This is a genomic window from Mycobacterium sp. E802, assembly GCF_001666875.1.
Taxonomy (GTDB): domain Bacteria; phylum Actinomycetota; class Actinomycetes; order Mycobacteriales; family Mycobacteriaceae; genus Mycobacterium.
In genome coordinates, this window is record NZ_LZJD01000076.1 from 24061 (window position 1) to 44169 (window position 20109).

17 protein-coding genes, 3 tRNA genes and 1 pseudogene are annotated in these 20109 nt (G+C 66.5%); 10 read left to right on the forward strand and 11 right to left on the reverse strand.

Annotated elements, in window-relative coordinates; translation table 11 throughout:
• The first annotated feature begins 70 nt into the window (after nucleotides 1-70).
• The 5 genes from gyrA (at nucleotide 71) to A5699_RS11105 (ending at nucleotide 5213) form a co-directional block, all read left to right on the forward strand.
• Nucleotides 71-3148, forward strand: coding sequence for an intein-containing DNA gyrase subunit A (gyrA, locus tag A5699_RS11085; RefSeq protein ID WP_067769140.1), 3078 nt, complete (start codon nucleotides 71-73; stop codon nucleotides 3146-3148).
• Between the two features lie 52 nt (nucleotides 3149-3200).
• Nucleotides 3201-4106: a DUF3566 domain-containing protein gene (locus A5699_RS11090; RefSeq protein WP_067769142.1), complete on the forward strand. Its 906-nt coding sequence runs from the start codon at nucleotides 3201-3203 to the stop codon at nucleotides 4104-4106.
• 56 nt (nucleotides 4107-4162) lie between these two features.
• A tRNA-Ile gene (locus tag A5699_RS11095) sits at nucleotides 4163-4236 on the forward strand.
• 154 nt (nucleotides 4237-4390) lie between these two features.
• Nucleotides 4391-4463: transfer RNA gene (locus tag A5699_RS11100), tRNA-Ala, on the forward strand.
• A gap of 240 nt (nucleotides 4464-4703) precedes the next feature.
• The gene (locus A5699_RS11105; protein WP_082957663.1) at nucleotides 4704-5213 is read left to right on the forward strand and encodes a hypothetical protein; all 510 of its coding nucleotides are present in this window, start codon (nucleotides 4704-4706) and stop codon (nucleotides 5211-5213) included.
• A 9-nt stretch (nucleotides 5214-5222) separates the two neighbouring features.
• Here the strand turns inward: A5699_RS11105 and cwsA are convergent, their stop codons facing one another.
• Nucleotides 5223-5615, reverse strand: a complete 393-nt coding sequence (gene cwsA, locus A5699_RS11110) for a cell wall synthesis protein CwsA (protein WP_067769146.1) — start codon at nucleotides 5613-5615, stop codon at nucleotides 5223-5225.
• A 119-nt stretch (nucleotides 5616-5734) separates the two neighbouring features.
• On the opposite strand from cwsA, the gene A5699_RS11115 reads away from it, so the two are divergent.
• Nucleotides 5735-6262 carry a peptidylprolyl isomerase gene (locus A5699_RS11115; RefSeq protein WP_067769148.1) on the forward strand — a complete coding sequence of 176 codons (528 nt, stop codon included), beginning with the start codon at nucleotides 5735-5737 and terminating at the stop codon, nucleotides 6260-6262.
• Nucleotides 6263-6350: 88 nt separating this feature from the next.
• On the opposite strand, the gene A5699_RS11120 is transcribed toward A5699_RS11115, so the two are convergent.
• Together A5699_RS11120 and crgA are read right to left on the reverse strand one after the other, a co-directional pair.
• Nucleotides 6351-6767 carry a PH domain-containing protein gene (locus tag A5699_RS11120; protein ID WP_067769150.1) on the reverse strand — a complete coding sequence of 139 codons (417 nt, stop codon included), beginning with the start codon at nucleotides 6765-6767 and terminating at the stop codon, nucleotides 6351-6353.
• 155 nt (nucleotides 6768-6922) lie between these two features.
• Nucleotides 6923-7207: a cell division protein CrgA gene (gene crgA, locus A5699_RS11125; RefSeq protein ID WP_067769152.1), complete on the reverse strand. Its 285-nt coding sequence runs from the start codon at nucleotides 7205-7207 to the stop codon at nucleotides 6923-6925.
• 93 nt (nucleotides 7208-7300) lie between these two features.
• Here crgA and A5699_RS11130 point away from each other — a divergent pair, with 93 nt between their 5' ends.
• Together A5699_RS11130 and A5699_RS11135 are read left to right on the forward strand one after the other, a co-directional pair.
• Entirely contained in the window at nucleotides 7301-8050 is a 750-nt protein-coding gene (locus A5699_RS11130; RefSeq protein WP_067769154.1) for a DUF881 domain-containing protein, read from the forward strand.
• A gap of 30 nt (nucleotides 8051-8080) precedes the next feature.
• Complete coding sequence (locus tag A5699_RS11135; RefSeq protein ID WP_067769156.1) at nucleotides 8081-8755, forward strand: aminodeoxychorismate/anthranilate synthase component II; 675 nt, start codon at nucleotides 8081-8083, stop codon at nucleotides 8753-8755.
• On the opposite strand, the gene pknB is transcribed toward A5699_RS11135, so the two are convergent.
• The 7 genes from pknB to A5699_RS11170 form a co-directional block, all read right to left on the reverse strand.
• Nucleotides 8733-10604 carry a Stk1 family PASTA domain-containing Ser/Thr kinase gene (pknB, locus tag A5699_RS11140; protein WP_067769158.1) on the reverse strand — a complete coding sequence of 624 codons (1872 nt, stop codon included), beginning with the start codon at nucleotides 10602-10604 and terminating at the stop codon, nucleotides 8733-8735. The two genes, A5699_RS11135 and pknB, sit on opposite strands and share 23 nt — an antisense overlap.
• The gene (locus A5699_RS11145) at nucleotides 10601-11878 is read right to left on the reverse strand and encodes a protein kinase (RefSeq protein WP_067769160.1); all 1278 of its coding nucleotides are present in this window, start codon (nucleotides 11876-11878) and stop codon (nucleotides 10601-10603) included. The genes pknB and A5699_RS11145 overlap by 4 nt, the downstream gene beginning before the upstream one ends.
• Nucleotides 11879-11951: 73 nt before the next feature.
• Nucleotides 11952-13427 carry a D,D-transpeptidase PbpA gene (pbpA, locus tag A5699_RS11150; protein ID WP_067769162.1) on the reverse strand — a complete coding sequence of 492 codons (1476 nt, stop codon included), beginning with the start codon at nucleotides 13425-13427 and terminating at the stop codon, nucleotides 11952-11954.
• On the reverse strand, nucleotides 13424-14839 hold the full coding sequence (locus tag A5699_RS11155; RefSeq protein WP_067769164.1) for an FtsW/RodA/SpoVE family cell cycle protein: 1416 nt from the start codon (nucleotides 14837-14839) through the stop codon (nucleotides 13424-13426). The genes pbpA and A5699_RS11155 overlap by 4 nt, the downstream gene beginning before the upstream one ends.
• A complete protein-coding gene (locus A5699_RS11160; RefSeq protein WP_067769166.1) occupies nucleotides 14836-16359 on the reverse strand; it encodes a PP2C family serine/threonine-protein phosphatase in 1524 nt (507 codons plus the stop codon). The genes A5699_RS11155 and A5699_RS11160 overlap by 4 nt, the downstream gene beginning before the upstream one ends.
• Nucleotides 16360-16387: 28 nt before the next feature.
• A complete protein-coding gene (locus tag A5699_RS11165) occupies nucleotides 16388-16855 on the reverse strand; it encodes an FHA domain-containing protein (RefSeq protein ID WP_067769168.1) in 468 nt (155 codons plus the stop codon).
• 132 nt (nucleotides 16856-16987) lie between these two features.
• Complete coding sequence (locus A5699_RS11170) at nucleotides 16988-18448, reverse strand: DUF3662 and FHA domain-containing protein (protein ID WP_067769170.1); 1461 nt, start codon at nucleotides 18446-18448, stop codon at nucleotides 16988-16990.
• A 274-nt stretch (nucleotides 18449-18722) separates the two neighbouring features.
• On the opposite strand from A5699_RS11170, the gene A5699_RS11175 reads away from it, so the two are divergent.
• Nucleotides 18723-18805, forward strand: a tRNA-Leu gene (locus A5699_RS11175).
• Between the two features lie 735 nt (nucleotides 18806-19540).
• On the opposite strand, the gene A5699_RS29075 is transcribed toward A5699_RS11175, so the two are convergent.
• Nucleotides 19541-19681 carry a hypothetical protein gene (locus tag A5699_RS29075; RefSeq protein ID WP_157561197.1) on the reverse strand — a complete coding sequence of 47 codons (141 nt, stop codon included), beginning with the start codon at nucleotides 19679-19681 and terminating at the stop codon, nucleotides 19541-19543.
• A gap of 206 nt (nucleotides 19682-19887) precedes the next feature.
• Here A5699_RS29075 and A5699_RS11180 point away from each other — a divergent pair.
• Nucleotides 19888-20109, forward strand: a pseudogene (locus A5699_RS11180) (IS1634 family transposase); the annotation flags it as partial.

A 20109-nucleotide genomic window follows, 5' to 3' on the forward strand; every position in this document is an offset into this window, starting at 1 on the left:
TTGTCACGTGACGAACCGATGACCATGCGAGCCTACTAGACTGTGGCCGCCGCTGACGAACGAGGACTAGATGACTGACACCACCCTCCCCCCGGGAGGTGAAGCGGGCGACCGGATCGAACCGGTCGACATTCAGCAGGAGATGCAGCGCAGCTACATCGATTACGCGATGAGCGTGATCGTCGGGCGTGCGCTGCCCGAGGTTCGTGACGGCCTCAAGCCTGTGCACCGGCGCGTGCTCTACGCGATGTACGACTCCGGCTTCCGCCCCGATCGCAGCCACGCCAAGTCGGCGCGTTCGGTCGCCGAGACGATGGGTAATTACCACCCGCACGGTGACGCTTCGATCTACGACACGCTGGTCCGCATGGCCCAGCCGTGGTCACTGCGCTACCCACTGGTGGACGGGCAGGGCAACTTCGGCTCGCCGGGTAACGATCCGCCAGCGGCCATGCGGTACTGCGTGACCGGCGACGCTTTGGTGCGCCTGCCGTTCGGACATTCGGTCCGAATCGCCGACGTTGTGCCGGGGGCGCGCCCCAACTCTGACAATGTGATCGACCTGAAGGTAGTCGGTCGCCACGGCGATCCCGTGGTGGCGGACCGGCTGTTTCATTCGGGTGAGCATCAGACATATCGGGTGCGCACGGCCGAAGGCTACGAGGTCACCGGCACCGAGAACCACCCGTTGTTGTGCCTGGTGGACGTCGCCGGTGTGCCGACACTCCTGTGGAAGCTCATCGAAGAGATCCGTCCCGGGGATGTCGCGGTGATGCTTGCCGAGGCTACGGTTCCTGACAAGAATTTTGGAAATTCGATCATCAACCGTCGTGTTGACGAATTCTTGGCTGCGTTCGGAGATGACCCAGACGCCGAACGTATCGCCACGGACCTCACCGACGGCCGGTTCTACTACGCCGAGGTCGAATCCGTGACCGACGCCGGTGTACAGCCGGTGTACAGCCTGCGGGTCGATACAGATGACCACGCATTCATCACCAATGGGTTCGTCAGCCACAACACCGAGGCGCGGCTGACTCCCCTGGCGATGGAAATGCTGCGTGAAATCGACGAGGAGACAGTCGATTTCAGTCCGAACTACGACGGCCGGGTGCAGGAGCCGACGGTTCTTCCGAGCCGGTTCCCCAACCTGCTGGCCAACGGTTCGGGCGGTATCGCCGTCGGCATGGCCACCAACATCCCGCCGCACAACCTGCGGGAGCTGGCCGACGCTGTCTACTGGTGCCTGGAGAACTACGAGGCCGACGAGGAAGCCACGTTGGCCGCGGTGATGGAGCGGGTCAAGGGACCCGACTTCCCCACCCACGGCCTGATCGTCGGCAGCCAGGGCATCGAGGACACCTACAAGACCGGTCGCGGTTCGGTCAAGATGCGCGGCGTCGTCGAGATCGAGGAAGACAGCCGGGGCCGCACCGGCATCGTCATCACCGAGCTGCCGTACCAGGTCAACCACGACAACTTCATCACCTCGATCGCCGAGCAGGTGCGCGACGGCAAACTGGCCGGCATCTCCAACATCGAAGACCAGTCCAGCGATCGCGTGGGCTTGCGAATTGTGGTGGAGCTCAAGCGCGATGCCGTCGCGAAGGTGGTGCTGAACAACCTCTACAAGCACACCCAGCTGCAGACCAGCTTCGGTGCCAACATGCTCTCGATCGTCGACGGCGTGCCGCGCACCCTGCGGCTGGACCAGCTGATCCGGTTGTACGTGGACCACCAGCTCGACGTCATCGTGCGGCGCACCCGGTACCGGCTGCGCAAGGCCAATGAGCGGGCGCACATCCTGCGTGGTCTGGTCAAGGCGCTCGATGCGCTCGACGAGGTGATCGCGTTGATCCGGGCGTCGCAGACGGTCGACATCGCCCGCGCCGGCCTGATCGAGTTGCTCGACATCGACGAGATCCAGGCCCAGGCCATCCTGGACATGCAGCTGCGCCGGTTGGCTGCCCTGGAACGGCAGAAGATCATCGACGATCTGGCCAAGATCGAGGCCGAGATCGCCGATCTGGAGGACATCCTTGCCAAGCCCGAGCGGCAGCGTGCCATCGTGCGGGACGAGCTGCGCGAGATCGTCGACAAGTACGGCGACGACCGCCGGACCCGGATCGTGCCGGCCGACGGTGAGGTCAGCGATGAAGACCTGATCGCCCGTGAGGAAGTGGTCGTCACGATCACCGAGACCGGGTACGCCAAGCGCACCAAGACCGATCTGTACCGCAGTCAGAAGCGCGGCGGTAAGGGTGTGCAGGGCGCCGGGCTCAAGCAGGACGACATCGTCAACCACTTCTTCGTCTGCTCGACCCACGACTGGATCCTGTTCTTCACCACGCAGGGCCGGGTGTACCGGGCGAAGGCCTACGAGTTGCCGGAGGCGTCGCGCACCGCCCGCGGTCAGCATGTGGCGAACCTGCTGGCCTTCCAGCCCGAGGAGCGCATCGCCCAAGTCATCCAACTCAAGACCTACGAGGATGCGCCGTACCTGGTGCTGGCGACCCGCAACGGTCTGGTGAAGAAGTCCAAGCTGGTCGACTTCGATTCGAACCGGTCCGGCGGCATCGTGGCGGTCAACCTGCGTGACGGCGACGAACTGGTGGGTGCGGTGCTGTGTTCTGCCGAGGACGACCTGCTGCTGGTCAGTGCCAAAGGCCAGTCCATCCGGTTCTCGGCAACCGACGAGGCGCTGCGTCCGATGGGGCGTGCCACCTCCGGTGTGCAGGGCATGCGGTTCAACGAAGAGGACAAGCTGCTGTCGCTCAACGTGGTCCAGCCGGACACATATCTGCTGGTCGCGACGTCCGGCGGCTATGCTAAGCGCACCGCGATCGACGAGTATTCACCGCAGGGTCGCGGCGGCAAGGGCATCCTGACGATCCAGTACGACCGTAAGCGTGGCAATCTGGTCGGAGCACTGATCGTCGACGACGAGACGGAGCTGTACGCCATCACTTCCGGTGGCGGCGTGATCCGCACTGCCGCACGTCAGGTTCGTAAAGCCGGTCGCCAGACCAAGGGCGTCCGCTTGATGAACCTGGGTGAGGGCGACACACTGATTGCGATAGCGCGCAACGCCGAGGAGGAGTCCGATCCGGATGTTGTCGAGTCCGGTGCCGAGTCCGACGACGAGTGACGCTGCTGCTGAGGCCCGACCCGGACCTCGGCCCGAGCTAAGGAGCTGGTAGGTGACTTCACCGAGCGAGCCGGGTTACCCACGAGCGGGCGACCGGCCGGGCAGCTCCAACGGCTCTGGTGCCGGGTCCGAGGGCGGTCCCAGCGGGAAGAAGACGGCTGGTGCGCCGGCCCGGGCCGGCGGTGGTCAGATCACCGAGACCGGTGAGGCGCCGCCATGGCAGCGCGGAACCGCCCGGACCGCGTCGCAACCGTCCTCTGAGCAGCGGGAGACCCGCGACGAGAATGCCCGCTCCGCGGGGGCTCACTCCCCCGGGGTGGAAGCCAGGTTGCAGCGCTTCGTCGCCGGCAGTGAGTCACAGGAGACCGAGCAGCAGGCCCGGGCGCCCCGCCCGGCCCCGGCATCGTCCGCGCCGCGGAACGAGCCCCGCAATGAGCAGGTGCGGACCGAGGCGTACGCCAGCGAACTGCCGGATCTGTCGGGACCCTCGCCGCGTCCGTCGCAACGGAAGGCGTCTGCCGACGCCGCGGCCCCCCGCTCCTCGAATGCCGCGACCACTCGGATTCAGGTGGCCAGCCGGACCCAGCATCAGGGGCCGGTCCGGGCCAGCATGCAGATCCGCCGGGTCGACCCGTGGACTGTGCTGAAGGTCTCACTGGTGTTGTCGGTGGTGCTGTTCTTCGTGTGGATGATCGCGGTCGCGTTCCTGTACCTGGTGCTCGGCGCGATGGGCGTGTGGAGCAAGCTCAACAGCAACGTGGGTGACCTGTTGACCAGCGCCAGCGGTGCCTCCGGTGGCGAATTGGTATCCAGCGGAACGATCTTCGGCGGTGCGGCGCTGGTCGGCCTGGTGAACATCGTCGTGTTGTGCGCGATGGCCACCATCGGTGCGTTCATCTACAACCTGACCACCGATCTGGTGGGCGGGGTCGAGGTCACGCTGGCCGACAGGGATTGATTTGGGAGTCTGTGCCCCGGTGCGGTAATCTCTGCGCTCGGTCGATCCCAATTTTCGGGCCTATAGCTCAGGCGGTTAGAGCGCTTCGCTGATAACGAAGAGGTCGGAGGTTCGAGTCCTCCTAGGCCCACGACACCCGGTGTAACCGGTGATCACCGAGAGGTTGCGCCCATGCGGTTTCTTCTTCTGGCCGGCGTCGCAGCCGTCGCGGTGATCGTCTGGCGATCACGACACGGTGAAGAGGTTTGGCACGAGGCGGATCCCAAACCGCCCCTGCCGAATACGGGGCCTTAGCTCAGTTGGTAGAGCGCTGCCTTTGCAAGGCAGATGTCAGGAGTTCGAATCTCCTAGGCTCCACAAAGTTTCTCAGCGGTTCCGGTTTTCTCGCCGGGGCCGCTTTTTCGTCCGCGGCACGTGTTGCGCAACGGCCCCGAGAGCCTGCCTGACCGGTAAGCTTCCGCTGTCAGCCAGCGGGGGGAAGTGAGAACTTTGGTGATACGTGCATGTGTCGTGGGCATTGCCGTTCTGGCAGTTGCCGGTTGCGGATCGGAAAGCGAAAGCGCTCCGGAGGCGACGTCGAGTTCGGCAGTTGCGTCAGTGGCGCCGGTCAGTGCCGAACAACAGATCCGCGACTTGGTGGCCCAGGAAGGAAAGGCGCTGTCCGGGTTCGATTTCAACCGGTTGGCCGAGCTGACCTGTGTGCAATACCGCGAGGCGGTACGCAATCAAGTGGACACGCTGTTTCCGCCGATCAGCGCGGCCGGCGCGCCCGGGGAATTGGCCGGCGCACCCGTTGACCTGCTGACGAGTGGATTCAAACGGCAGCACCCCACGGCATCGGACGCCACCATCAATCAACTGGTCGACGCGTTGATCCGATACGACGAGCCGGCGTACAAGGCGGCCAACCTGGAGATTCTTCGTCAGACGTCGAAGGCGTCGATCGACAAAGTGGAGAACATCAAGGTCACCGGCGACAAGGCGACCGCCGACCTCACCACGACATGGGTGTTCGGCGAGAACCCACCGGCGACCGCCACGCAGCCCAACGCATTCGTCAAGGAGAACGGTCGCTGGCTGGATTGCCAGCCACCGACCCCACAGTGACCCGCCCGGTCAGGGCTTGGGGGTGACCTCGACGCTGGGCGGCAACGGTGAGGGCTCGGGCCGCTTGGAGCGCCGCACGAGCGAGAAGGCCACTGCCCCACCGGACAGCACTGCGGCGGCGACGCCGGCGATTACCAGGGGACGGCGACGCCGCTTGGGTGGTGCGGCGGCTTCCTGGATCACCTCCGGCAGCGCGGCCACGGCCTCCGCCGCGGCGGCGAGTTGACGACGCAGCTTGCCGGATTCATAGCGCTTACGTAGCCCGGCCGCAGCGGCGGACACGGTGTTGGCGCTGATGCCCGCCACACCACGGGTGACGTCGACCGGCCCGAGCGTGCTGTATTTCAAGCCGCGGGCCAGCCGCTGATGGGGGGCCAACCGGATATCCACGTTCGCGCTCATCGGGCACCTTTCTGGGCTCATGTCGGGGCTGGGTTCCAGACTGCCATCTCTGGCGGGTGTGGTGGGCGTTGGCGGGGTATCTGACGGTCGCGCGGATCGGGATGGCAGACTGACCTCTTGTGACGAGCCCCATTCAGACCGCGACGGCGACACTGCACACCAACCGCGGCGACATCAAGATCGCACTGTTCGGAAACCACGCTCCCAAGACCGTGGCCAACTTCGTCGGTTTGGCGCAGGGCACCAAGGACTACAGCACCGAGAACGCCTCGGGTGGCACGTCAGGTCCGTTCTACGACGGCGCGGTCTTCCACCGGGTGATCGACGGCTTCATGATTCAGGGTGGCGACCCGACCGGCACCGGCCGCGGCGGGCCCGGCTACAAGTTCGAGGACGAGTTCCATCCCGAGCTGGTGTTCGACAAGCCCTACCTGCTGGCCATGGCCAACGCCGGACCGGGCACCAACGGCTCGCAGTTCTTCATCACCGTCGGCCAGACCCCGCACCTGAACCGGCGCCACACGATCTTCGGCGAGGTCGTGGACCCGGAGTCGCAGAAAGTGGTCGACGCGATCGCGTCCACCGCCACCGACCGGTCCGACCGGCCGACCGAGCCGGTGGTCATCGAATCGGTGACCGTGGCATAACGCGGCCGCCTCCCGCACGCACAAACGCGCGACGCCCCCGGGGTCAGCCGGGAGCGTCGCGTGTTGTGTGGAGCTTTTTACGACACCTCTACGGGGACGCGAAACCGGCCTCGGTGAGCGCGTCGAGCACGTGAATGGGATCGGTCCCGAGATCCCATCGAGTCAGGACCACGAGCCGGTCGTCGACCGTGTCGATCTCCAACAGGCGGACCTTGCGGCCGATGCGGCGGAACTCGGTGATGCGGATCTTCCGGATGTCATCGCGGTGATAGTTCTGGTCGCGCCACCAACCGCCGACGCTGAGACTGTCTTGATTGATTGCCAGTTTCGGCCGTGCCCGCCACGACATGGTTGCGAAGGTGAGCAATCCCACCCCAGCTATGCCGGCAAGAACACGTCCAGGCGGGTCTGTGATCACGGTCACAGCTGCGATAGCCATCGCCAACCCGGCTATGCCGCAACCTGCGACTCCAGCGGCCGGTGGGCTCCAATGAGTTTGCTGCACCGGTTGTTCACACCCTCTTACCGCGCCTAATGGAGTTATCCACAGGTGCTATCCCCAATGGGGATGAATCACAACGATGTGATTGAGCATCGTCGACGTTGCTGGCTCGGTAACGCTGAAAACGTAAGATGAATTCATTAGGGTGCCGTTTCGGATCAGCGCCAGCGCATGGTGAGCAACAACCCGCTGATCATGAAGGCAAACGCAATCGCGTAGTTCCACGGACCCAAGTCAGCCATCCATTGCAGAAGCGAAGGCGTATCGACCGGGTTGGTAGCGGCCAGCTGGAACACCAGCAGCCACAGCAGGCCGAACAGCATGAGGCCGATGAACAGCGCGACAAACCACACACTCGACGGTCCGGCTTTCACCTTGACCGGGGTCCGGCTCACCGGCTTGATGGTGAAATCGTTCTTTTTGCGGACTTTGGACTTGGGCATGGGTACCTTCGCGACTGTCGGCGTCACACGGTGCGACGATGAGGCAGGATGCCTCACGAGCCTAACGTAGCTGCACGTCGAGGAGAGACAGCGATGGACCAACCTGATCGGTCCCGGTGGCGCTACGGCGTGCCGGTGGTCTGCCTGTTCGCCGGCCTGCTGCTGGCGGCCACGCACGGCGTCTCCGGTGGCGATGAGATCCGGCGCAGCGATTCTCCCCGGCTCGTCGACCTGGTCCGTGAGGCGCAACAGTCGGTCGACCGGTTGACCGCCCAGCGCGATGGGCTGTCCACCGAGATCGAGAGCCATCACGGCGGATCCCCCAGCTCGCACGCGGCACTCACAGCGATCACCAAACGGTCTGCCGAGTTGGCCGTCGACGCCGGGGTGGTGCCGATGCGCGGGCCAGGTCTGGTGGTCACCCTCAACGACGCCCAGCGCGACGCCGAGGGGCGCTTCCCCCGCGACGCTGCTCCCGACGACCTGGTGGTGCACCAGCAGGACATCCAGGCGGTCCTCAACGCCCTGTGGAGTGCCGGCGCCGAGGGCATTCAGATGCAGGATCAGCGCATCATCGCCACCTCGGCCCCACGCTGCGTGGGCAACACCCTGTTGCTCAACGGCCGCACGTACAGCCCGCCCTACGTCATCACCGCGATCGGGGACGTCCCGGCCATGCAGGCCGCGCTGGCCGGTGCGCCGCTGGTGAATCTCTACAAGCAGTACGTGATGCGGTTCGGCCTCGGCTATCTGGAAGAACCCCGGGCCGAGGTCGAGCTCGCCGGGCATACCGAGCCGCTGCGGATGCGATATGCGAAACCCGCGGGACCTGTCGGGTATTAAGCCGGTTGTTTGAGCCGGTAACCTGGGCCGATGCAGGTTCTGGTCGTCGACAACTATGACAGCTTCGTGTTCAACCTGGTCCAGTACCTGGGCCAGCTCGGGGTGGACGTACGCGTCTGGCGTAACGACGACCCACGGTTGGCCACCGAAGCCGACCTGGCCACGGTGGCCGCCGAATTCGACGGCGTGCTGCTGAGCCCCGGACCGGGCACCCCCGAACGCGCAGGCGCCACGATTCCCCTGGTTCGAGCCTGCGCCGCGGCCGCCACTCCCCTACTCGGCGTCTGCCTCGGTCACCAGGCCATCGGCGTCGCGTTCGGCGCCACCGTCGACCGAGCCCCAGAGTTGTTGCACGGCAAGACCAGCGTCGTACACCACGACGACGTCGGTGTGCTCAAGGGACTGCCGGATCCGTTCACCGCGACCCGCTACCACTCGCTGACGATCCTGCCCGACACGGTGCCGGCCGAGCTCGAGGTCATCGGGCAGACCGACAGCGGTGTGATCATGGCGGTGCGCCACACCCAGCTGCCGATCCACGGGGTGCAGTTCCATCCGGAGTCGATCCTCACCGAGGGCGGTCACCGGATGCTGGCCAACTGGCTGGGCGTCTGCGGTGCCGCCCCGGCCGAACAGTTGGTGGCATCCCTGGAGGCCGAGGTGGCTCGCGCCGTAGCGGCGGCTACGACGCGAAGCTCAGCGTGATCCGTGCGTCGCGGTTCACCCCCGTGCCCGGTGCCGGGCTCTGGGTGACCACGGCGTTCGTGCGCTGACCGCTGTCGCGCACGTCCGGGCCCTTGTCCAGCACCCCGGTCCAACCCAGCGCGGTCAGGCGCGGGTAGACGTCGTCCCAGAACTGGCCCACCAGGTTGGGCATCACGAACTGGTTGCCCTTGGAGACATGGATCTGGATCGGGGTGTCCTTGGGCACCGACGTCCCGGCGGTCGGCTCGGTGTCGACGACCTGTCCGGCGGGTGCGGTGTGGTCGATATCGATGACCACGGTGTTGGTGAAGCCCGACGCGGTCAGGATCTGCTTGCACACGTCGACGCTCTGGCCCTTGCAGTCGGGCACCGCGGTGTCTTCCGGACCCGAACCCACCACGAGCGTCACCTCGTAGATGACACCGGCGGTCTGGTTGGCCGGCGGGTTGGTGGCCAACACGCGGCCCTTCTGCTCCGGTGTCGAGGGGCTCGCCGACTCCTTGACCTTCTCGAAGCCGGCGTCCTTGAGCTTCTGCCGGGCCTGTGACGGGGTCAGGCCGGCGACATCCGGGATCACCCGCTGCTCGGGCCCCGCGGAGACATTGACGGTGATCTCGTCACCGGCGGCCGCCATGCTGTTGGCCGACGGCTCGGTGCCGATCACGTACTCGGGCGGCACCTTGTTGTCCGTCTTGGGCTCGGTGCGCGTTTTGAAGCCACGGTTCTGCAGCGCGGCGATGGCATCGGCCGAACGCTGACCGCTGACATCGGGCACCTGCACGTCACGCGGCGCGCCGTCGAACATGTTGATCGCGACGGTCACCACCACGGTCAGCACCGCCAGCACCGCCACCGCGATGAGCCAGCGGGCCACCGAGGCATTGCGGTCCGCCGGACGCGGCACCACGAGGTTCTGGGTGGGGGCGCCACCGGGGTGGGCCAGCATCGGCCCGGAGTTGAGCATCGAGGTCCGCTCGGACTCGGTGAGCACCTTGGGCGCCTCGGGGGCCTCACCGCTGTGCACGCGGATCAGGTCGGTGCGCATCTCGGCCGCGGTCTGGTAGCGGTTGTCCGGGTTCTTGGCCAGGGCCTTGAGCACCACGGCGTCGAGTTCGGGTGAGATGCCGGTGTGCCGATGCGACGGCGGGATCGGATCCTCACGGACATGTTGGTAGGCCACCGCAACCGGCGAATCACCGATGAAAGGTGGTTCGCCGGTGAGGATTTCGTAGAGAACGCAGCCCAGTGAGTAGACGTCGGAGCGCGCGTCGACGGTCTCGCCGCGGGCCTGCTCGGGTGAGAGGTACTGGGCGGTGCCGATCACCGCGGCGGTCTGCGTGACGCTGTTGCCGGTGTCGGCCAGGGCGCGGGCGATACCGAAGTCCATCACCTTCACAGCGTTGTTCTTGCTGATCATGATGTTGGCCGGCTTGACGTCACGGTGCACGATGCCGTGCTGGTGGCTGAAGTTCAGGGCCTGGCAGGCGTCGGCGATGATCTCGATGGCGCGCTTGGGCGGGATCGGGCCCTCGCTGTGCACGATGTCGCGCAGCGTCACACCGTCGACGTACTCCATGACGATGTAGGGCAGCGGCCCGTTCGGCGTCTCGGCCTCACCGGTGTCGTACACCGCCACGATCGCGGGATGGTTGAGCGCCGCGGCGTTCTGCGCCTCCCGGCGGAACCTCAGGTAAAAGCTGGGGTCGCGGGCCAGATCGGCGCGCAGCACCTTGACGGCGACATCGCGGTGCAATCGCGTATCGCGCGCGATATGGACTTCGGACATGCCGCCGAAGCCGAGGATTTCACCGAGTTCATATCGGTCGGAGAGGTGCTGAGGCGTCGTCATCGCAGTATCTGTTCTGGTGCCTTGGGGACACCCTGGGCGAGCGCCCCGGCGTCGCTGGGCATGATCACGTGAAAGGCCAGATCCGGCAGCGCTGCCGGGGTCTGGTAGGGCGTCGTCTCGGTCACGGTGTCGGTGACCGTGGGCGGCGGCGACTGTTGTTGATCCTTGCGGTCCTGCGCGTTGAGCACGATCAGGATGGCAATGACGATCGCCAGCGCGCCGAGCACGCCGGCGGCCCACAGCAGGGCCCGCTGCCCCGACGAGAACGTGCGCCGCGGCGGTGGCGCCGGGCGGTGGGCGGCGGTGGTCGGCCGGGCCCGGGTGGCCGTCATCGGTGTCCGGCCGGTCAGATCGGCCGCGGCGCGGGCCTGGGCGGCCGAGGGCACGGCGGCCGGAGCCGCCCGTCCCAGCGTCGGGGCCTGGTTGGGTCGGGGCGGTCGACGGCCCGAGCGCACCGCGGCGACCGCGTCGGCGAACGGACCACCGGACTTGTACCGCATCCCGGGGTTCTTCACCAGGGTGATCTCGATCAGCTCACGCACATTGGGCGGCAGATCGGCGGGCAGCGGTGGCGGGGTTTCCTTGATGTGTTTCATCGCCACGGTCAGCGCACCGTCACCGGTGAACGGCCGCTTGCCCGAAACCGATTCGTAGCCAACGACTCCCAATGAGTACACGTCACTGGCCGCGGTGGCGTCGTGACCGAGGGCCTGTTCGGGCGCGATGTACTGGGCGGTGCCCATCACCATGCCGGTCTGGGTGACCGGGGCGGCGTCGACGGCCTTGGCGATACCGAAGTCGGTGAGCTTCACCTGGCCGGTCGGGGTGATCAGGATGTTGCCGGGCTTGACGTCGCGGTGCACCAGACCCGCGGTGTGCGCCACCTGCAGGGCCCGGCCGGTCTGCTCGAGCATGTCCAGGGCATGACGCAACGACAGCCGGCCGGTGCGCTTGAGCACCGAGTTCAGCGGCTCGCCGTTGATCAGCTCCATCACCAGGTAGGCGGTACGGCCCTCACCGTCCAGCTCGGTCTCGCCGTAGTCGTAGACGCTGGCGATGCCGGGGTGGTTGAGCATGGCCACGGTGCGGGCCTCGGCGCGGAACCGCTCGACGAACTCGGCGTCGGTGGAGAACTCGGCCTTGAGCACCTTGACCGCGACGCGCCGGCCCAGCCGCGAGTCCACGGCCTCCCAGACCTGACCCATGCCGCCGGTGGCGATCAGCCGCTGCAGCCGGTACCGCCCGGACAGCGTGACTCCGACGCGGGGGCTCACGGCTCGACTCCCAGTCGCTCCGGTCCTCGCTCGTCCCTCGCTGCGATCCTCACTCCGGGTCGCCTTCGCGGACTCATGAACCCTCCCGCAGCGCCGCCGCAATCGTGGCGCGTCCGATCGGGGCGGCGAGTGCGCCGCCGGTGGCCGACAACCGGTCCCCACCGTCCTCGATCAACACCGAGACCGCGACCTTGGGGTCGGAGGCCGGTGCGAATGCGATGTACCAGGCATGCGGCGGAGTGTTACGGGGGTCCGTCCCGTGCTCTGCCGTACCGGTCTTCGAAGCGATCTGCACGCCGGCGATGGCTCCCTTCTGCTGAGTCACCTGCTCGGCGGCGACCATCAAGTCCGTAAGTGTAGCCGCGACCTGGGGTGACACCGCCCGGCGCTCTTGGGCGGGCGCAGTGGTGGCGATTGTGGTCAGGTCGGGCCCTTTGAGGCTATCCACAAGATACGGGCGCATCGCGATGCCGTCATTGGCGATGGTCGCGGCGACCTGCGCGTTCTGCAACGGAGTCAGGGCGACGTCGCGCTGCCCGATGCTGGACATGCCGAGTGCGGCACCGTCGGCGATGGGACCCGTCGTGGACTCGGCCACCTGCAACGGAATCGGTGCCGGCGGTTCGTCCAGACCGAACGCCTGGGCGGTGGCCTTGAGCTTGTCGGCACCGGTGTTCAATCCCAGCTCGACGAACGCGGTGTTGCACGATCTGGCGAACGCCTCACGCAGCGTGGCGGTGGGCCCGCCGCCGCAGGATGAGCCACCGAAGTTCTCCAGCGTCGCGGTGCTGTCCGGCAGCGGAATCCGCGGTGCCGCGGTGAGCTGCGTGTCGGGGGTGGCCCCGGACTGCAGCGCCGCCGCGGTGGTGATCACCTTGAACGTCGAACCCGGTGGGTAGGTCTCCGATATCGCCCGGTTCAGCAGGGGCGATTGTTCGTCGTCGCGCAACTGCTGCCAGGCCTGACTCTGGGCGGCGAGATCGTGCGTGGCCAGCAGGTTGGGGTCATATGACGGAGCCGACGCCATGGCCAGGATCTTGCCGGTCGAGGGCTCAAGCGCCACCACCGAGCCCTTGCAGGGGCCGTCACAGCCTTTCTGCAGCGCATCCCACGCGGCCTGCTGCACCTGCGGCTTGATCGTGGTGTCGACATTGCCGCCGCGAGGGTCGCGGCCGGTGAAGAAATCGGCCAGGCGGCGGCCGAACAGCCGCTCGTCGGAGCCGTTGAGAATCGTGTCCTCGGCCCGCTCCAGTCCCGTGCTGGAGTAACCCAGCGAGTAGAACCCGGTCACCGGGGCGTACACCTCGGGATTGGGATAGACGCGCAGGAAGCGGAATCGGCCGTCGGTGGCCACCGAGTAGGCCAGCAACTGGCCGCCCGCGGTGATCTGGCCACGTTGACGCGAATACTCGTCGAGCAGCACCCGCTGGTTGCGTGGGTCGGCCCGCAACCCGTCGGCGGTGAACACCTGGGTGATCGTGGCATTGGCCAGCAGCAGCACGATCAGCACCATGATCGTGACTGCCACCCTGCGCAGCGAGGTGTTCATACCTTCTCGATCACCTCGGTGCTGGCCGCGGCGATCGGGGTGGGGTTAGGTGCCGGGGTGGTGGTGATCGGCCGACGGGCCGCATGGGAGATGCGCACCAGGATGGCCAGCAGGATGTAGTTGGCCAGCAGCGAGGATCCGCCGTAGGACATCCACGGTGTCGTCAACCCGGTCAGCGGGATCAGCTTGGTGACACCGCCGACGACGATGAACAGCTGGATGGCCAGGGTGGCCGCCAGCCCGGCGGCCAGCAGCTTGCCGAAGCTGTCGCGAACGGCGATCGCGGTGCGCATGCCGCGGATGATGAAGATCGTGTAGAGCATGAGAACGCCTGCTAGCCCGACCAACCCGAGTTCCTCGCCGATCGCGGCGATGATGAAGTCGGTGGCCGCAGCGGGCACGGTCCCGGGCTGGCCGTTGCCGAGGCCAGTGCCGAAGATGCCGCCGGTGGCGAAACTGAACAGCGACTGCACCATCTGGTAGCCGGCGCCCTCAGGGTCGGCGAACGGATCGAGCCACGTTTCCACCCGCACCCGGACATGACCGAAAACCTGGTATGCCACAACGCTTCCGGCCGCGAACAGGGCCAGCCCGATGACCACCCAGCTGAGCCGCTCGGTTGCCACGTAGACCAGAACCAGAAACGACGCGTACAGCAGAAGTGAGGTGCCCAAATCCTTTTCGAACACCATCACGCCCACCGAGGCCGCCCACGCCAGCAGCAGCGGAGCGAGGTCCCGGGGCCGGGGCAGATCCAGGCCGAGGAAGTGCTTTCCGGCGCTGGTGAACAGATCCCGCTTGGCCACCAACACCGCGGCGAAGAAGATGAGCAGCAGGATCTTGGAGAATTCGGCGGGCTGAATCGAGAAGCCGGGGAACTGGATCCAGATCTTGGCGCCGTACTGTTCGGAGTATCTCGCTGGCAGCAGCGCCGGAATGACAAGCAGCACAAGGCCGGTCAGCGCGCAGATGTATCCATAGCGGGCCAGCATGCGGTGGTCGGCCAGCACCGCCACCACGATCGAGAACCCGATGACGCCGACCAGGGTCCACATCATCTGCTGGTTGGCCGTGCCGCCCAACTCATCTGAGGTCAGCTGGCCCTTGGCCAGGTCCAGTCGGTGGATCATCACCAACCCGAGTCCGTTGAGCACGGCCACCACGGGCAGCAGCAGCGGGTCGGCGTACGGTGCGAAGCGTCGGATCGCCAGATGCGCCGCGCCCATCAGGGCCGCGAAAACGATGACGTAGCGAGCCAGATCCCAGCTCAGGCCCTGTTCCTGGTTGGCCTCGACGATCAGTAGCGCGACGGTGGTGATCAGGGTCGCGAACCCCAGAAGCAGCAGTTCCGCGTTGCGCCGATTGGGTAGCGGCGGCATGACGGTAACCGGCGACTGGGGTTGAGTTGTCATGACACCGCTCGGCAGTTCGTCCCCGGTTCTGGTGGTGGGGGAGGCAGTGCGGTGACGGTGGGCGGCGGCGTGGGCGACGGCAGCGGAGCGCCCGACGTCGGAGCCGGGGCGCCGGGCGTGGGCGACGGCGGCGCGGACGTTTCGGGGGCCGGTGACTCGGCGCCGGGGACCGGCCCCGGCGTGGCCGTGGTGGTCGGACTCGGGCTCGGCGACGGCGTCGGTGACGGTTTGGACGTCGTGGTGGCGGTACGTGGGGCGCAGACGGGCAGCACGGAACTGCGGGCCAGTGAGCTGATCTGTTCGAACGCGTCGTCCAGGGAACCGCCGGGCAGGCCGGCCACGACCTGAGCGCGTTCGGAGGGACGCATGTCGTCCACCGCCATCAACCGGCAGTCACGGCGGTTCTGGTCTTCGTCGGCGCCGATCAACGACAGTTCGTTGCGGTCGTTGAGGCAACCCAGGCGGTAGGGCTCCTGGAGCGAGACCCCCAGAAACGAGCCCTGCACACCGCGCATGATCGACACCGTGCCGTCATGTGCGGCGACGTAGTAGTTGTTGCGGATGATCTCCCGGCCGATCGCCAACCCGGCCAGGATCACCAGCACGAGGAGCACGACGGCGATGAGGATCCGGCGCCGCGAGCGTGGCCTGCGGTCGGGCTCGGCCGGTTGCGGAACCACACGCTTTGGTTCGTTGCGCCGGGGATTGAAGGCCGAGGCCCGTCCGGCGGCCGTGTCCGGCGGAGCGCTCTGATCGTCATTCCCCGACACCGCGCCGGCCAGGATCGGTTGGGTCTGCCCGTAGTCGTAGTCGACGACGTCGGCGACCACCACCGTGACGTTGTCCGGGCCGCCGCCGCGCAGTGCCAACTCGATCAGCCGGTCGGCGCTCTCGGCGACGTCCTCGATCTGCAGGGCCTCGTGGATGGTCTCCTGGCTGACCGGATCGGACAGACCGTCCGAACACAGCAGGTAACGGTCGCCGGCCTTGGCCTCGCGCATGATCAGGGTCGGCTCGACCTCGTGGCCGGTCAGCGCCCGCATGATCAGTGAGCGCTGCGGATGGCTGTGGGCCTCCTCGGCGGTGATCCGGCCTTCGTCGACCAACGTCTGGACGAACGTGTCGTCCTTGGTGATCTGGGTCAGTTCACCGTCGCGGAGCAGGTAGCCCCGGGAGTCGCCGATGTGGACCAGGCCCAGCCGGTTGCCGGCGAACAGGATCGCGGTGAGCGTCGTGCCCATCCCGTCGAGTTCCGGATCGGCTTCTACATGCGCCGCGATGGCGGAGTTGCCCTGGCCGACGGCGGCATCGAGCTTGCTGAGCAGGTCCCCACCGGGTTCGTCGTCGTCGAGATGCGCGAGCGCTGCGATGACCAACTGTGAGGCCACCTCGCCTGCGGCATGGCCACCCATGCCGTCGGCCAAGGCCAGGAGTCGAGCCCCGGCGTACACCGAGTCCTCGTTGTTGGCGCGAACCAGCCCGCGATCACTGCGCGCGGCATATCGGAGTACGAGGGTCATAGTGCTCCTCGCGCTCCTCGCGTGCGCGTCACGGGCGCAACTCGATTACCGTCTTGCCGATTCGAACCGGCGTTCCGATGGAAACCCTTACCGCTGTTGTCACCTTCGCCCTGTCAAGGTATGTGCCGTTGGTCGATCCTAGGTCCTCGACGTACCACTCCGATCCTCGTGGCGAGAGCCGGGCGTGGCGCGTCGACGCGTAATCATCGGTGAGCACCAAAGTGGAGTCGTCGGCACGGCCGATCAGCACCGGCTGTGTGCCCAGGGTGATGCGGGTGCCGGCCAGTGCGCCTTCGGTGACCACCAATTGCCGCGCGATATGGCGTCGGTCCCGATTCGGCAGCAAGGAACCGCGAAGGGCCAGACCCCGGCGCACCATCACCGCACCGGTCGGCGCGTAGATATCGGTTCGCAGGATACGCAGCACCGACCAGATGAACAGCCACAGCAGCAGGAGGAAACCGACACGCGTCAGTTGCAGCACTAACCCCTGCATCTGACGTCCTCTCCGTATCCGCCCCACTGGTACTGCTCAGCTACCGTCGGCAACGTCACGATACTTGGACGGCGATAGCCGTGAGGGCGAAGCGGGGTGCTTGCCACTCCGGTGTGTCCGGTTCTCAGACGCTCAGTGCACGCGCACGATGATCTCGGAATGGCCCAGCCGGATCACGTCGCCGTCGGCCAGCTGCCACTCCTGCACAGGTGCGTTGTTCACCGTGGTGCCGTTGGTGGAGTTGAGGTCGGACAGCAACGCGACCTGCCCGTCCCACCGAATCTCCAAGTGCCGTCGCGACACCCCGGTGTCGGGCAGCCGGAACTGGGCGTCCTGACCGCGGCCGATCACGTTGGCGCCTTCGCGCAGCTGGTAGGTGCGGCCACTGCCGTCGTCGAGCTGAAGGGTGACGGTGGCGCCGCCGGCGGCATAGTCGCCACCGCCGTACCCGCCGCCGTAACCGCCCTGCCCGGCCGGTGCGCCGTAGTCACCGCCGCCGCCGTATCCGGCCGGCTCGCCATATCCCGGCTCGGCGCCGTAACCCTGGTCGGGGTAACCGCCCTGCTGCGGTTCGGCGTAGCCGCGCCCGTAGTCCTGCTGCGGCTGGCCGTACTCCTGACGTCCGTAGCCCTGGCCGCCGCCGTAGCCGCCGCCCTGCTCCGGGTAGCCGCCCTGCTCGGGATAGCCACCGCCCTGGCGGGGGTCCTGACGTCCGTAGTCGTAATCCGGGGCGCCGCCGCCGTAGCCGGGTTGACCGCCCGGCCCCGGCTGGCCGTAGCCGCCGCCGGGCTGTCCGCCGTAGCCGCGGTCATAGCCGCCCTGCTGGCCGCCGTAACCGGCCGGCGGACGCTGCTGCTCGTAGGACTGCGGAGGCGCGCCGTAGCCGCCCTGGTCCGGGTATCCACCTTGATCGGGGTATCCGCCCTGGTCCGGGTAACCACCCTGGTCGGGGTAGCCGCCGCGCTCGGGGTAACCGCCACGCTGCGGCGGGTAGCCGCCCTGGTCCTGCGGGGGGTAGCCGCCGCCCTGATCGGGTGGGTACTGACCGCCGCCGCGCGGATCGTCCTGGGGGTGCCCGTAGCGGTCGTCGTAGTAGTCGTCGCCGGGGCGCCCCTGTCCCTGGCCGCCGCGGTAATTCGGGTTATCGGTCATAGGTGGTTCTCCTGATTCTGCGGTGAACGCATGGTCGCCTTGGGCTCGCGCGGATTCGCCAGCGGTCGAATCGGGGTTGACCGCGCCACGGGCGCGGAACTGTCCGGTGTGCAAATTCGGTGATTGTTCGAATCTGACGACCACATCACCATACGTTTGCCATCCCTGGTCACGGATGAATCCCCCCAGATGTTTGGCGAACGTGGTCGCGGTCAGGTCAGTATCGGCGCTCACCTTTTGATAGTCAGTGCCACTGAGCGTAATTACGTAGTCGTTCGGGGCCAAAACTTGTCCACCGGCCACCGTACGGGCTCGGGACTCGGCTTCCCGGCACAACGCCGTCTCTACTTCCTGGGGCACGATCGAGCCGCCGAAGACCCGGGCGAACGCATCACCGACAGTCGACTCGAGTTTGCGTTCGATGCGGTCGACAAGACCCATGTCACCGCCCGCCTTTACTCGTTGTCGTTCGTCGTCTCGGCACGGTCACCCGTGCTCCCGCGTGTCGCTCTGGCCACACTGCTCACAAGCATGGTATCGGCCAGGTACCCAAATGCGGGACCAACAGAACTCTGAGAATCAGATCGACGCTGGTCAGTGACCTGATCTAGATGAGGTTAAGGATTTTCTGGGGATTCCAGGGACCACCGATCGGGGCTCTGATCGCACGGTTTGGGAACCACGCGCCCGCAGTGTTACGCTGCCTCGGTCATTCGGGCGAGTGGCGGAATGGCAGACGCGCTGGCTTCAGGTGCCAGTGTCCTTCGGGACGTGGGGGTTCAAGTCCCCCTTCGCCCACAGAGAGGAGTTCTACGAACTCCAGGCACAAAGGTCACGAACCCATTCGGGTCCGTGACCTTTGTGTTTTGGTGTCCGTTGGTCCGCTGATGGGTGCTAGATCCTATTCGGGGATCTGGTTGCGTAACTCCCCGAAGTGAGGTCGCGCCACGGGTATAGGCAGGGCCGGCGTTAGCTCCTCATCGGGACTTCCAGTGCGACGGCTACGACACCGGGCCCTGTGGGTGTGTCGGGGCGCTCCCGACTCGGCTGAGCGCTGGGTGTCGACGGCCGCAGCACCCTGCGAGCCCCCGAAGCTAGTGTCGCCTGCGGTTGCTGTTTGGCAGACCACCGGAGAAGGTCGTGACGCTCACACTCGGGGCGTCATCGAGTGGCGCTTGGCGATAAGTCCTGGATGCCTTCTCTTCGACAACGTTCCCGAGGAAGACGGGACCATCCACCGAGTCGGGCTCGACGGCGGGTTGCGATGACATGGGGCAGAGTGCGGTGGAATCCGACTTCGTGTGTGCGTAGGCCAGGCCCGCGCGCCGATTCGCGCGGGTGCGCCGGCCGCACTCGGGACAGTCCCAGGTGACCGCGCTCGGGTTTGGTGGACGCAAAGTTCCGGCCTTTCTGTCTCTGTCCGGTGTTTGTCTCGGTCGGATTATGCACCGACGTCGGGACATCCTTATCCACCTAATCCGAATTATGCGCCTGCCACCCAGAAGCGGTTCTGGCGCCGATGTTCTCGAATGCTTATGACCGTTCGAGACCGAGTTTGTCGACTACGGCCCAAGGGTTTTTCACCTGGGGCGAGGTGGCGCCGTGCCCGCCGCCGATCCACCAGTAGTACTTGTCGAATGCACGGAACAGCGCACGCGGCTCCTGATCGCCCATCCACGCGGGGTTTGCGACGGTTACGTTTCGCGCCGCTCGGAATATTTCGTGAGCGACGCGCGCGTATGTCTCCTCGGGGCGGTCGCCGGGCTCACCCGAGTTGGGTCACTTTGGCCTGTTTTCGAGAGCGGCGGCGCGTTGACCTGCGGTGATGCCTTAGCTTAGTGCACCCGCTAGGCACTAATTTGGATCAGTAGGCTGCCTGGATGGTCTGGATTCGGCGAGTGCGCACGGCCTCGGGCGCGACGGCAGTCCAGATCGCCGAATCCGTGGACGGGCGCCGCCGGATTGTTCGTCATGTGGGCTCTGCGCGTGATGACGCCGAGTTGGGTCTGCTCATCGAGGAGGCCCGCCGGCTGCTGGCCGATGACACCCAGGGCGAGTTAGATCTGGGGATCACCCCGAAAGCCGTTCGGGCCCATATGGTT